The organism is Pauljensenia sp. C0254C2, assembly GCF_056583835.1.
The window spans coordinates 172,526-184,780 of the sequence record NZ_JBWPJO010000003.1; the positions used below are offsets into that span (position 1 = coordinate 172,526).

The 12,255-nt window shown below is 60.1% G+C and carries 15 protein-coding genes; 13 read left to right on the forward strand and 2 right to left on the reverse strand.

Annotation, left to right across the window (positions count from 1 at the left end; all coding sequences use genetic code 11):
• Entirely contained in the window at positions 1 to 1,110 is a 1,110-nt protein-coding gene (locus AC1DA5_RS03700; RefSeq protein WP_092648590.1) for an amidohydrolase family protein, read from the forward strand.
• On the opposite strand, the gene AC1DA5_RS03705 is transcribed toward AC1DA5_RS03700, so the two are convergent.
• Positions 1,066 to 2,061 (reverse strand): inositol monophosphatase family protein, encoded by a 996-nt coding sequence (locus AC1DA5_RS03705; RefSeq protein ID WP_141757400.1) that lies wholly within the window; start codon positions 2,059 to 2,061, stop codon positions 1,066 to 1,068. The two genes, AC1DA5_RS03700 and AC1DA5_RS03705, sit on opposite strands and share 45 nt — an antisense overlap.
• A gap of 262 nt (positions 2,062 to 2,323) precedes the next feature.
• On the opposite strand from AC1DA5_RS03705, the gene rpsP reads away from it, so the two are divergent.
• The 12 genes from rpsP to AC1DA5_RS03765 all read left to right on the forward strand — a co-directional run bounded on the left by rpsP (position 2,324) and on the right by AC1DA5_RS03765 (position 11,607).
• Positions 2,324 to 2,851 carry a 30S ribosomal protein S16 gene (gene rpsP / locus AC1DA5_RS03710; protein WP_070727214.1) on the forward strand — a complete coding sequence of 176 codons (528 nt, stop codon included), beginning with the start codon at positions 2,324 to 2,326 and terminating at the stop codon, positions 2,849 to 2,851.
• Positions 2,851 to 3,090, forward strand: coding sequence for an RNA-binding protein (locus AC1DA5_RS03715; RefSeq protein WP_058236712.1), 240 nt, complete (start codon positions 2,851 to 2,853; stop codon positions 3,088 to 3,090). Before rpsP ends, AC1DA5_RS03715 begins: the two co-directional genes overlap by 1 nt.
• A gap of 79 nt (positions 3,091 to 3,169) precedes the next feature.
• Complete coding sequence (rimM, locus tag AC1DA5_RS03720) at positions 3,170 to 3,679, forward strand: ribosome maturation factor RimM (protein ID WP_058236713.1); 510 nt, start codon at positions 3,170 to 3,172, stop codon at positions 3,677 to 3,679.
• A 4-nt stretch (positions 3,680 to 3,683) separates the two neighbouring features.
• Positions 3,684 to 5,048 carry a tRNA (guanosine(37)-N1)-methyltransferase TrmD gene (trmD, locus tag AC1DA5_RS03725; protein ID WP_092648591.1) on the forward strand — a complete coding sequence of 455 codons (1,365 nt, stop codon included), beginning with the start codon at positions 3,684 to 3,686 and terminating at the stop codon, positions 5,046 to 5,048.
• Between the two features lie 171 nt (positions 5,049 to 5,219).
• Positions 5,220 to 5,573 (forward strand): 50S ribosomal protein L19, encoded by a 354-nt coding sequence (rplS, locus tag AC1DA5_RS03730; protein ID WP_058236715.1) that lies wholly within the window; start codon positions 5,220 to 5,222, stop codon positions 5,571 to 5,573.
• Between the two features lie 64 nt (positions 5,574 to 5,637).
• On the forward strand, positions 5,638 to 6,366 hold the full coding sequence (gene lepB / locus AC1DA5_RS03735) for a signal peptidase I (RefSeq protein ID WP_227469358.1): 729 nt from the start codon (positions 5,638 to 5,640) through the stop codon (positions 6,364 to 6,366).
• The gene (locus AC1DA5_RS03740) at positions 6,366 to 7,049 is read left to right on the forward strand and encodes a ribonuclease HII (RefSeq protein WP_058236716.1); all 684 of its coding nucleotides are present in this window, start codon (positions 6,366 to 6,368) and stop codon (positions 7,047 to 7,049) included. The genes lepB and AC1DA5_RS03740 overlap by 1 nt, the downstream gene beginning before the upstream one ends.
• A 7-nt stretch (positions 7,050 to 7,056) precedes the next feature.
• Positions 7,057 to 7,359: a DUF2469 domain-containing protein gene (locus AC1DA5_RS03745; protein ID WP_058236717.1), complete on the forward strand. Its 303-nt coding sequence runs from the start codon at positions 7,057 to 7,059 to the stop codon at positions 7,357 to 7,359.
• 144 nt (positions 7,360 to 7,503) lie between these two features.
• Positions 7,504 to 7,944, forward strand: a complete 441-nt coding sequence (locus AC1DA5_RS03750) for a YraN family protein (RefSeq protein ID WP_070727221.1) — start codon at positions 7,504 to 7,506, stop codon at positions 7,942 to 7,944.
• Entirely contained in the window at positions 7,941 to 9,518 is a 1,578-nt protein-coding gene (locus tag AC1DA5_RS03755) for a YifB family Mg chelatase-like AAA ATPase (RefSeq protein ID WP_058236718.1), read from the forward strand. The genes AC1DA5_RS03750 and AC1DA5_RS03755 overlap by 4 nt, the downstream gene beginning before the upstream one ends.
• A complete protein-coding gene (gene dprA / locus AC1DA5_RS03760; protein ID WP_480289275.1) occupies positions 9,493 to 10,665 on the forward strand; it encodes a DNA-processing protein DprA in 1,173 nt (390 codons plus the stop codon). The genes AC1DA5_RS03755 and dprA overlap by 26 nt, the downstream gene beginning before the upstream one ends.
• 9 nt (positions 10,666 to 10,674) lie before the next feature.
• The gene (locus AC1DA5_RS03765) at positions 10,675 to 11,607 is read left to right on the forward strand and encodes a tyrosine recombinase XerC (RefSeq protein ID WP_070727225.1); all 933 of its coding nucleotides are present in this window, start codon (positions 10,675 to 10,677) and stop codon (positions 11,605 to 11,607) included.
• 9 nt (positions 11,608 to 11,616) lie between these two features.
• On the opposite strand, the gene AC1DA5_RS03770 is transcribed toward AC1DA5_RS03765, so the two are convergent.
• Positions 11,617 to 12,123, reverse strand: a complete 507-nt coding sequence (locus AC1DA5_RS03770; RefSeq protein ID WP_070727394.1) for a M23 family metallopeptidase — start codon at positions 12,121 to 12,123, stop codon at positions 11,617 to 11,619.
• Positions 12,124 to 12,255 lie beyond the last annotated feature (132 nt).

Here is a 12,255-nt window from a genome sequence, read left to right on the forward strand (position 1 = left end):
ATGCGCCTGACAGGAACAGCTCTGTGGCGTCCCTCCTCAGACGGGTCGCAGCCCGCCGCATGGACGCAAGGCTCCTGGTCGATTTGTGACGGCAGAATCTCCACGGCCGCACAGCCTCGGGCCGCGGATGAAGAGGAACTGACCGGGTGGATCATTCCCGGCCTCGTTGACGTGCATTGTCACATTGGCCTGGGTCCTCACGGTCCTGTCGATCAGGAAACACAGATTCGGCAGGCTCAAGCAGACCGTGACAGCGGAGTTCTGCTCATGCGTGACTGCGGCAGTCCTGTCGATACGTCGCATATTCAACACGATCCCACATTGCCGCACTTGATCCGCTGCGGCACACACCTGTCACGCCCTAAACGCTACATTCGTGGCATTTCGCGCGAACTGGCCACGCCCTCGCAACTGCCTGAAGCGGTCGCACAGGAAGCGGCCCGCTCGGATGGATGGGTCAAAATCGTGGGGGACTGGATCGACCGCAGTGAAGGATCAGAATCGGATCTGCGCCCCCTGTGGCCAGGTGAGGTCCTGCGTGACGCAGTTGCCGCCGCGCACGAATCTGGCGCGCGCCTGACCGTTCACACGTTTTCTCACGCAGCAATCGACGATCTGCTGGCAGCCGGCGTCGACGGAATCGAACACGGTTCCGGTATGGACGATGATCAGCTCAGTGAGGCCAGACGGCAAGGTGTTGTCATCACACCCACGCTCTGCCAAATCGAACTCTTCGAATCCTTCGCGCAGGCTGCCGACGGCAAGTTCGCGCGCTACGCGCAGACCATGCGCACGCTTTACGAGGGACGACACGACCATTATGAGCGCCTCTTCGATTCAGGAGTCCACCTGCTTCCCGGAACAGATGCCGGCGGCTACCAGGATCACGGATCCCTTCCAGCAGAACTTGCCCGATGGCACGCGGCAGGCTTGCCGCCAGCCAAGATTCTCGACATCGCGACCTGGCAGGCTCGCGACGCCCTCGGCTATCCCAGTCTGTACGATGGTGCGCCAGCTGACTGCGTGGTCTACGAGGCCGATCCTCGTGCAGACATTACCGAACTGTCACGACCGGTCGCCGTCATCTTGGGCGGGACGCGCGTCGCCTGAGCGCCGGCTGTCAGCCTGGTGAAGAAGCTCCTGGAGGACGGGGGCCTCCATCGAGCCGACCCACGCTGCCACGCCTGGACGCACTCCGTCGGGAAGATCAGTGCCCATCGGGGCATTCACGACGTTCCCGCCTGCCACTTTGACCATGTGGATACCGGCTGCCACATCCCACGGCTTCATCGTCCCGGCCAGCATTGCACCAGCCCTTCCAGACGCGACCATCGCCAGGTCGAGGGCTGCGGCACCTGGCCGACGAACAGCCTGATACGTTGACGCCAGGCGAGCGTATTCTTCAGCTGAACCGGCAGGATCGTCAATGAATGAATGCAGTGACGGGTGATATGACAGCACGACCGCGTCTCGCTCGCTCGTGGGACCCTGGGCGTGAATGTCGATGTCTTCCTCGTCAGTGCGCAGCCACGCATGAGTGAGATCAGCGAGGAACAGGTGATCCATGATCGGAGCATTGATTGCGCCAGCAACGACTGCGCCGTCCAGCTCAGCAGCGATTGACGTGTTGAAATAAGGCATTCCGGCTGCGAAATTCGCCGTCCCGTCGATGGGGTCGACGATCCACCTGACGCGCTCAGCCAGCGACGTACAGCGGCGCCTGGCACCCTGAACTAGGGGGGATGTGGGAAATTCGAAGTGCTCGGTGAACTCCTCGGTCGGCCCGTCGAATTTTCGGGGCAGGGTGCGTTCACCAGTTTCCTCACCCAGTACGCGTGAGCCCGGAACAAAATAGCCCAGGAGAACATGCAGCGCAGATTCCACGCGCTTGTCATGTACAGTGACTGGATCGTGGTGGTCAGCTTTGAAGTCAACGGATTCAACGTGGCTGACAGCGCGCCGCAGATAGCTGGCCACGGCGCGCGCTGCAGCCCCCGCCAGGATCGCCAGGTCGTGAGCAATGCGCTCATCATCATTCGTGACGTCACCATGTGTGCTCATAAGGCTATTGTGGTGTTTCGCCCACTGAATTTCCACTTCTCGTGAGCCCTCGTCGTGATCGATCACACGCCAGGAAACAGAGGATGAGAGGAACAAGATCTGGGAATTGAGACCGATGCGTGGCACAATGGAGTGCTGTACCCGGTCGAGGGTTGGTCCCTCTCACCACTCGAGACTGTGTCCAGGATCTATCGTGACATCGTGTTTCCCACCGATACCATGTGCGATCCAACCCGAGTTAGAAACAGGAGTGACCACACAAGTGGCAGTTCGTATTCGTTTGAAGCGCATTGGTAGGATCCATGCGCCCTTCTACCGCGTCGTTGTCGTTGACCAGCGTAAGAAGCGCGATGGTCAGGTCATTGAAGAGGTCGGCATCTATGATCCGACCCGCGACCCCTCCATCATTAAGATCGACTCCGAGCGCGCGCAGTACTGGCTTTCAGTGGGTGCGCAGCCCTCGAACACGGTGCGTAACCTGCTCGTGCTGACCGGTGACATTGCCAAGTTCAACGGCAAGAAGGACGCCGTCTCGCGCGTCAAGGTCGCTGAGACCGATCAGTCAGCAGAAGCCGAAAAGGCCATTAAGGCCGCTGAGGAAGATGCTGAAAAGCGTAAGGCCAAGGTTGCAGCTGAAAAGGAAAAGGCCGAGGCTGAAGCCAAGGCTCAGGCTGAGGCTGAAGCAGCCGAGGCAGCCGAAGCTGAAACCGACGCCCCAGCCGAAGAATCCGCAGAAGAACCGGCTGCCGAGGCAGCCGAGGCTCCAGCTGAGGAAAAGGACGCTGAGTAATGCTGGCCGATGCCTTGGAACACCTTGTCAGCGGAATTGTTGACAATCCTGACGATGTGCGTGTCACGCGGCGGTCGATCCGGCGCGGGCAGCTGCTGGAAGTTCGGGTTAACCCGGATGATCTGGGTCGCGTGATCGGCCGGTCGGGTCGCACCGCACGCGCACTGCGCGCCGTAATGAACGGCCTGTCGACTCGCGGCTCCGTCAGGGTTGACGTGATTGATACTGACCAGGAGTAACAGCGCCAAGGCTGTATATGGCATAGGTGTGGGGTCCGCTCAACATGAGCCGGACCCCACAACACCGTGAGGAGCAAAGATGCAGCTCAGAGCGGCAGTGGTGGGGACGGCCCACGGCCTGAAGGGCGAAGTGTACGTGACAGTCACGACGGACCGGCCCCAGGCGCTGGCTCCCGGCACCACTGTGCACACCTCTCACAGCGAATACAGCACTTTGACGATGCGATCTTTGCGTGCACACAAAGACCGCGTCCTGGCGGGCTTCGAAGAAATTTCCACCCGCGAACAGGCTGAGGACCTGCGCGGCACGGAATTAATGGTGGATGCCCTCGATGAGGATGACGCGTGGTATCCCCACCAGCTCACCGGACTGGAAGCCGTCACTTTGCTGGGCGAACACCTGGGAACAGTCACCGGTATGCAGCCCGGAGCTGCGCAGGATCTTATCATTGTCGATGCCGATGGCCGGGAAGTACTGGTGCCATTTGTCAGCGCCCTGGTACCGGAAGTCAACGTGGACGAGGGAACCATGACGATTGATCCGATCCCGGGTCTGTTCGACGATAACTACGACATGGACGGAGAATAGCGGCGTGCGAATTGATCTGCTCACCATCTTCCCGCACTACTTTGACGTCTTGGACCTGTCCCTTCTGGGCAAGGCCCAGGACGCGGATCTACTCGACATTCACACCCATGATCTGCGTCAATGGACAACGGATCGTCATCGCACTGTCGATGACGCGCCGTACGGCGGGGGAGCAGGAATGGTGATGCGGCCCGACGTGTGGGGCCGCGGCATCGACCAGGTTCTGAGCGTCGACCTGGATGATTCCCACTCTGACTCCGCCCGAAGAGTCCTCGCGATTCCGACCCCGTCCGGCACGCCGCTGGATCAGCGCCGTGTGGAAAAACTAGCGGAAGTCGACCAGATCATCCTTGCCTGCGGACGATATGAAGGTATCGATCAACGCGTTGCCGACTTCTATCGCGAGCAGGAAGTGGAAGTCCTCGAATACTCCATCGGCGACTACATCCTCAATGGCGGCGAGGCCGCAGCACTCGTCCTTGTCGAATCCGTGTCACGACTGCTCGAGGGTGTCCTCGGCAATCCTGAATCTCTTGACGAAGAATCCTATGGGCCCGATGGCCTGATCGAATATCCCGTGTATACCAGGCCCAGATCGTGGCGCGGCATTGACGTGCCCGACGTGCTCACCAGCGGCAACCACGCCGACATTGACCGGTGGCGCCGTGATCGATCACTGGTCAGAACTGCTCACCGTCGGCCCGACCTCATTGATCGGCTCGATGCACAATGCCTGTCAACCCGCGACAAGGAAGTGCTGGCCGGTGCCGGCACGATCATCACCCCCAAGCGACGCGATGTCATGATACGGCTGGCGCGTGAAGGGGAAGCAGAGGCTCTTTCTGAGCTTGCAGCCAACACGTTCCCACTGGCATGTCCGGACTACGTCAGTCAGGACGATATTGCAGCCTTCATTGAGGAAAGCCTGTCTCCCAGCGAATTTGAACGCATGCTCGCGTCCCCGTCCGTCTACCGGATCCTGGTCGCGCAGTTGCGCGGTGCTTCATCGGAGCTGATCGGCTACACCCTGACTATTCTGTCCGGGCCCGACGGAATGCCTACCCAGATGGTGCGGCCTGGGAAGCTTGAGCTAGGGGCGGCATATCTGTCCAAATGCTACGTGAGAGAATTCTGGCAGGGGTCAGGTGTGGCCGGAGCGATGATCGAGCGTGCGGTCGCAGATGTGGAAGCTCAGGGGCGCAACTCACAGATTGCCCTGGGAACCTCGATCGCCAATAAACGCGCTCAGACGTTCTACAAGCGTCATGGTTTCTCAGTGGCCGGCAGGCGCACGTTCATGGTGGGGGAGAAAGCCAATATCGATGACGTATTCGTGCGTAACATCACGCCGCGATCACGCCACGAATAGCTCACAGGACTTGGGAAGCACCCGATTCTTGTGGCACACTAGAACGTCAGATCAGCTGGGCGTAGCCTGCCGCGGGGGGAGCGCCAGAAAGCACGATCTGCTCAAGAATTGCGGACCAAGATCCGCCGTATAAACGGGACTGACCTGCGGCAGAAACGTTGAGGAGTAAAAATGCAGAAACTGGATGCTGTTGATGCACCGTCATTGCGCGATAACATTCCGGTTTTCCGTGCTGGAGACTCGGTGAAGGTTCACGTACGAGTCGTTGAAGGTAACCGTAGCCGTATTCAGGTCTTCCAGGGGATCGTTATTGCACGCCGTGGTCACGGCGTGTCCGAGACGTTCACCGTCCGAAAGATCTCATTCGGTGTCGGCGTTGAGCGTACCTTCCCGATCCACACGCCTACCATTGACCACATTGAGGTCACTTCCCGCGGTAATGTGCGCCGCGCGAAGCTGTACTACCTGCGTGATCGTCATGGCAAGGCGGCGCGTGTGCGCGAGCACCGCGAGTTCACTGAGTGAACGAGACTCACGAGCGCCCGGTACCTCCACGGTACCGGGCCTCAGTTTCAGAGGAAGTCGACGCGTGAACTACCAACCGATCCAGCACAGAAAGCGCTACCACGACTCCGACCAGGATGACTCTTTGCAGAAGAAGCCAAGCGGTTTCTCATGGTTGAAAGAGTGCGCCATCATCGTGGTGGGCGCACTCGTCCTGTCCACCGTCATTCGCGCTTTTATTTTCCAGATGTTCTGGATTCCCTCGCCCTCGATGCGTTCCACGCTCGTCGAAAATGACCGCATCGTCGTCTCACGAATTTCGACCTTCCGAGGCGATATCGAGCGCGGTGACGTGATCGTGTTCAACGATGCAAAGGGATGGCTTCCTCGCGCAGAATCAGAAGGTGCAGGGAGAATCCTGCGTTCGGTGGGAGAATTTATCGGCATCCTCCCAGCTAACGGCGAACAGACGCTGGTCAAGCGCGTCATCGGAGTAGGCGGAGACCGTGTCCAATGCTGCACCGCGAACGGCGCACTCACCGTCAATGGCCAGGAGATCACCGAACCGTACATTCCTGCAGGCGAACCAGCATCGCGTATGGAATTCGACGTCACCGTCCCCGAAGGATCAGTGTGGGTGATGGGGGACAATCGCCCGAATTCCGCTGACTCACGTTTCCATATGGACCCGCTCGAGAATGCATTCATTGACACTGACGAGATCGTCGGCCGCGCAACGATGGTGCTGTGGCCCCTCGGTCACTGGAGCTGGCTAGGCGATCGTGATGTTTTCTCAGCCGTGAAAGATTCGTGATGCGTCAGCTTCGCCGCTTTGCCACACGTGACGTCGAGTGCGAATTGCTGCAGTCATATCCCACCGTTTTAGGTGTGGACGAAGTGGGACGCGGCGCAATTGCTGGTCCCGTTGCCGTGGGAGTCGCCCTCGTGACTGAAAAATCGGGACCTGCTCCTGTTGGACTTGCAGACTCAAAGATGCTCTCTGCACGCGCTCGAGAAGAGCTCGTTGACCCTATTCACCAGTGGGTCGCCGCCTCGGCAGTCGGCATGGCCAGCCCCGCAGAAATTGACGAGGGTGGCATCATCGGCGCTCTAAGATTGGCAGCATCGCGGGCGATTGAAGCGGTGAGAGGGGATGGTGCCACTATCGGGGTGACTTTACTTGATGGTGTTCATAACTGGCTCGCTGCAGATCTTCTGGGTGTTTCTCCCGTCGGCACTGACGTTTCCATCATGACGCGCGTGCATGGAGATGCAGAATGTGCAGTCATTGCCGCTGCGTCCGTTCTGGCGAAGGTGGAGCGAGACAGATTGATGTGCTCGCTGGAGGATCCAGGATACGACTGGATTCACAATAAAGGGTACGCGTCGCGCACCCATATTGACGCCCTGAGCCGCATGGGTGCGTGTGACCAGCATCGGCGTTCGTGGAAACTTCCCGGCGTGGAGCCCAGCACGAATTTGACGAACAGGGCATGATGATACCGTGAGCGCAGATGATCTGGAAGGCTACGAGAATAGCCTCGAACTTGACCTGTTTCGTGAATACCGCGACGTGATCGGTCTGTTTTCGTACGTGGTGGAAACCGAGCGACGCTTCTATCTGTGCAACAAGGTTGATGTGCAGGCCCGACCGATGGGCGGCGACGTTTTCTTCGAGCTGACGTTGACTGATGCATGGGTGTGGGACATTTACCGCTCTTCTCGCTTCGTGAAGTCAGTGCGGGTCATTACGTATAAGGATGTCAACGTCGAAGAGCTGTCGAAGCCTGAGCTTGACATCCCATAGGCCCTGTAGCCTGTTCAAATAGCTCTATCCACAGGATACTTCCCGGAAGAGATCCTTCCACAGATGCCGTGTGTACAGGCATCGCATCCACAGATACTGAAGCCGCGATAGCCACTGACTCGACCTCGTTGGCACGGTTGCACTATGACAGCAACCGACGAACGCATCGACTGGCGAGGTACACTGGGCCGCGCCGGAGAAGACTGCGCTTCCCGCGTCGTACAGGAGTGTGGATACGAGGTCCTCGCACGTAACTGGAGAAACGGGACTCGCGGCGAGATTGACCTCATTGCGCGTAGCAGCACAAGGATGACCACCTTTATTGAGGTGAAAACGCGTATTGGTGACAGGTTCGGCAGTGGCCTCGAAGCCGTGACACACGTTAAGTTCACGCGCATCGCGCAGGCAGCGGCCGCATGGTGCGCGGCCAACCGGCCGGAAGCGCCGATCAGATTTGATGTGGTCTCAATCGAGGTCAGCCCCAGCCAGGCAGCATGCTTGAGTCGCGCACTTGAGAGCGGCCACGGCGCTCAATGGCTGCGTCGCAATGCGGATATCACCTGGTGTCAGGGCATTCAGCTATGAGCGGGCAGACGGCCTCGATCCGCACGATTGCGTTGATCGGCATGGATGGTCACATAGTCAATGTGGAGACATCTGTCGCGAACGGTGTGGTCTCATTTACTCTGGTCGGTTTACCGGACGCGTCTTTGCGTGAATCCAAGGACCGTGTGCGCTCCGCACTCAGTGCCTGCGGGCTGGGCCTTCCCAACCAGCGCGTCACCGTCAACCTGTCACCGGCCGGCCTACCCAAGTCAGGATCAGGGTTTGATTTGGCGATCGCACTGTCTGTTCTGCTGGCCAGTGGACAGATCCCGCCCGACGCTGTGGTGGACACGCTTTTCTTGGGCGAACTGGGGCTGGATGGGTCGCTGCGGCCTCCGCCTGGCCTTCTCGCAGCTGTCATAGGTGCTGCACGAGGCGGTACCACGGATATCGTGGTCCCAGCAGCAAGTGTCGCTCAGGCGGCGCTGGTGCCGGGTGTATCCGTCCACGGCTACGAGCATCTGGCGGATTTAGTCGAATCTGTTGGCGGCATTGCCCAGCGCAGCGGAAGCGTAGGCTTCTCCCATCCTTCCGAGGGCGAGTGCGATCACTACAGTTCCAGCGCGCAGTGTCCGTCCTTACTTGATTTGAGCGATGTACGAGGCCAGTCTTATGCCCGGACAGGCCTTGAGATCGCCGCAGCAGGGGGACACCACATCATGCTGATAGGGGAGCCAGGAGCCGGAAAGACCATGCTTGCGCGCGCGTTGCCGACCATCCTGCCACCTTTGGATACTGACACATCACTCACGACGACCGCGCTGCATTGTCTGGCGCAGGCGTGGAGCGCAGAGCACGGACTGATCACTCAGCCTCCGATCGAAGCTCCACACCACTCGGCATCGATGCCGGCCCTCGTGGGTGGGGGACAATCAGTGGGGCGACCAGGCGCCATCTCCCTTGCACATGGGGGAGTGCTGTTTCTTGATGAAGCTGCTGAGTTTGCCCCCTCAGTGATGGATGCCTTACGTGAACCGTTGGAAAACGGTGTGATGACGATTCACCGCTCGCGCGCCACCGTCACGTTCCCGGCATCTTTTCAGCTCGTCTTGGCGACCAACCCGTGCCCCTGTGGTAACCGGAACTCCAAGCATGCTCGATGCACATGTACCTCCATGCAGCAGCGCCGCTACTTGTCGCGCCTGTCTGGACCGCTTCTTGATCGTGTCGACATTCAATTGAATGTGTCCAGACCTACCGCGGGAGACTTCGCGATGGATACGGGGGAGACTTCGGCATGCGTTCGCGAGCGTGTGGAGGAGGCCCGCCAGCGACAACGCCGCCGCTTCGAGGGGACACCCTGGAGACTCAACCGAGAAGTTCCTGGCTCCGTCCTGCGGCGGGATTTCATGCCCGACGAGGCAATCGCATGCGCAATGTCGCGCGCAGTGGATTGCGGCTCACTGTCAATGCGCGGCGCGGACAAAGTCCTGCGAGTGGCATGGACGATCGCTGATCTGGCAGGTCACAACCATCCCACCATGAATGACTTCACGATGGCGTATTCACTTCGAACAGGAGAAGATTATGACGATCCCCCTACTGCCCGATGAGCATCATATTGCTGCCTGGTGGTCCAGTGTGATCGAACCGGGTGACGTGTACGCCCATGCGCTTCGCCTCGCTCTGGACGATGATGAGGCGATCGCCTGGGTGTGTGCAGACACGCCGGGCAGCTTGCCACTTGCACTTGAGCGAACTGCGCAGGGAATTCCTCGGGATTGGGAGACTGTCTGGAAGCGTTGGCATCCACGAGCCGTGGTCGCCAACCCGGCCGGGGACCTTGAATGGATTGAACGCGTCGGTGGTCAGCTGCTGATTCCGAGCGATAGCAAATGGCCTGAGGCTTTGAACGACTTGGAACACGAGCGGCCGGTGTGCCTATGGGTGCGAGGCCACCTGCTCGATCGCCCTACCGTCGCCATTGTCGGATCACGAGCCTGCACCCGGGTTGGTGAGAAGATTGCTGCCGACATGGGATACGAGCTGGCGTCCAAAGGTATGTGCGTGGTGTCCGGAGGCGCGTTCGGCATTGACATCGCAGCACATAGGGGAGCACTCGCCTCGCCTCCGGGCCCCACTATTGCCGTGATGGCTGGCGGACTCGAACGACCGTATCCCGTAGCACACCGTCAACTTTTTGACGAGATAGTCAGCCATGAGGCGGGTGCGCTGATGAGTGAGGTACCGCCACGGTGGCGCCCTGCACGCTGGCGTTTTCTCACGCGTAACCGCGTTATCGCGGCGTTGGCACAAGCGACCATCGTCGTTGAAGCCGATCAGCGATCCGGGGCGCTGGCAACAGCGCGGCGCGCCATGGAGCTGGGACGGCACGTCGGAGCTGTTCCAGGCCCTGTTACATCAGCAATGTCACGAGGCTGCCATCGGTTGATTCGTGAGGGCGGCACGCTGATCCGCGACAGCGCAGATGTTATTGAGATGGTCAGCACCCTTGACCTGAACATCGGAAACACAGAACCGCTCTTCGACCAGCCTCAATCACCCGACCACGGCATCGACGCCCTGCCTTGCCACCAGCGCAGAGTGTGGGAAGCGCTGCCTAGGCGCGCCGCTTCCAGCGTGGATGCCATAACCGTCACGGCAGGGATGAGCATAGAGGATGTGATGAGCGCATTGGGCGCTCTCGAGCTTGCAGGGCTCGCAGCGCACACACACGGTCGGTGGAAGCGCACCGCGTAAAATAGGCGCGTGAGTGATGCTAGGACACAACCGGTACGGGAGCTCATCGACGTGTGGATTGATGAGCTCGCGCACTCGCGTGGCCTGTCAGCCAACACTGCGCGCGCCTATCGAACTGACCTGAATGAGTTTGCAGATTTTCTGGACCAGCGCATCGCAAACGGCACCACACTGGATCACGCAGTGACCACCAGCTCGATTCGTCAGTGGCTCGCCCACATGGCCAATGATGGGATGAGTCGGGCGACCCTGGCTCGGCGCATCGCCTCCATCCGCGGATTCACCAGCTGGGCGCACCATCACGGGCATCTGAGCGCAGACCCCGCCCTCCTCGTCACCGCACCTTCGCGTGACCAGCGCCTACCACATGTCCTCGACATTCAGGCGGCGCGCGCACTCATGGACTATGCACGTCAGGAAGCGCGCGACGGCGATCCGGTCCATATCCGTGACTGGGCAATGGTGGAAACGCTCTATTCAACCGGCATACGCGTCTCCGAGCTATGCGGTTTGGATCTGGGGTCCTTCGCATTCGACCGGCAATGCCTGAGAGTGCTCGGCAAGGGCGACAAGGAACGCGTTGTTCCCCTGGGCGATCCGGCAGCTCAGGCACTGCATATGTGGTTGGATCGTGGTCGCGTCGCCCTCGTCGATGCGCGCGTGACAACGAACGCCGCATTTTTGGGTGAGCACGGCAAACGTATCGACCCGCGTGTTGTTCGAGCTCGCCTGCATCGACTGGCAGCCAGGGCAGGTGTGCGGGACGTTGCGCCGCACGCGTTGCGCCACAGCGCCGCCACGCATCTTCTTGAAGGCGGCGCCGACCTGCGCGTTGTTCAGGAGATCCTGGGGCACTCATCATTGCAGACCACGCAGCGCTACACGCATGTCGATGCTGCGCGTCTGTCGGCGATCTACCGTCAGGCACATCCGCGTGCGTGACCCCTAGCGTCACTCCCACGGCTTCAAGACAATCGGTCCAACGAGGAATCTGAGCGGGTCATGGTAGGTCCGGGGGCCAGACTTCACGCCCCAATGCAAAGCGCCGGGGGAGTGGCCACTGGCAACATGGCCGATCACATCACCCTTGCGAACCTCATCGCCGGGCGTGACCGTGGCTTCAACCGGCTCGAACGTTGAACGCACCGATCCGTGCGACACAGAGACCACCGGCCGATCGACAATGACGCCTGCCACCACAACTGTGCCGTCCGCTGGCGCGTAAACCGGTGAGCCGACCAGCACATCCAGATCGACCCCTCGATGCCCCGGCAGCCAATTGTGCTCAAGGTCGTCGAAAGCGCGTGCGACCGGCACAGGATCTCCACTGGGCCATAACCACGGCTCGCGCGCATCGCGCAGTGGCTGCGCTGCACCCGCCCACGCGGCGACCGATACGGATAGCGCCCCTGCGAGCATGCATAGCACCCGACCCGCGCTTTGACCTCTTACTCTCATGCCGACACTGTCACCTACCTGTGCTTTGTACGCAATCGCTTGCCGCGCTCCTGTGGACACGTCGACGCGACGCATCTACCTGTGGACACGTTCTGAAACGGACGTTTAGGGACGGGCTTCACAGTTCCGGAA

Excerpts from the sequence above, each read along its gene's own strand:
- AC1DA5_RS03700 (WP_092648590.1), top strand. The coding sequence starts at position 1 with ATGCGCCTGACAGGAACAGCTCTGTGGCGTCCCTCCTCAGACGGGTCG.
- AC1DA5_RS03705 (WP_141757400.1), bottom strand. The coding sequence starts at position 2,061 with ATGAGCACACATGGTGACGTCACGAATGATGATGAGCGCATTGCTCAC.
- AC1DA5_RS03715 (WP_058236712.1), top strand. The coding sequence starts at position 2,851 with ATGCTGGCCGATGCCTTGGAACACCTTGTCAGCGGAATTGTTGACAAT.
- rimM (WP_058236713.1), top strand. The coding sequence starts at position 3,170 with ATGCAGCTCAGAGCGGCAGTGGTGGGGACGGCCCACGGCCTGAAGGGC.
- rplS (WP_058236715.1), top strand. The coding sequence starts at position 5,220 with ATGCAGAAACTGGATGCTGTTGATGCACCGTCATTGCGCGATAACATT.
- AC1DA5_RS03740 (WP_058236716.1), top strand. The coding sequence starts at position 6,366 with ATGCGTCAGCTTCGCCGCTTTGCCACACGTGACGTCGAGTGCGAATTG.
- AC1DA5_RS03750 (WP_070727221.1), top strand. The coding sequence starts at position 7,504 with ATGACAGCAACCGACGAACGCATCGACTGGCGAGGTACACTGGGCCGC.
- AC1DA5_RS03755 (WP_058236718.1), top strand. The coding sequence starts at position 7,941 with ATGAGCGGGCAGACGGCCTCGATCCGCACGATTGCGTTGATCGGCATG.
- dprA (WP_480289275.1), top strand. The coding sequence starts at position 9,493 with ATGACGATCCCCCTACTGCCCGATGAGCATCATATTGCTGCCTGGTGG.
- AC1DA5_RS03770 (WP_070727394.1), bottom strand. The coding sequence starts at position 12,123 with ATGAGAGTAAGAGGTCAAAGCGCGGGTCGGGTGCTATGCATGCTCGCA.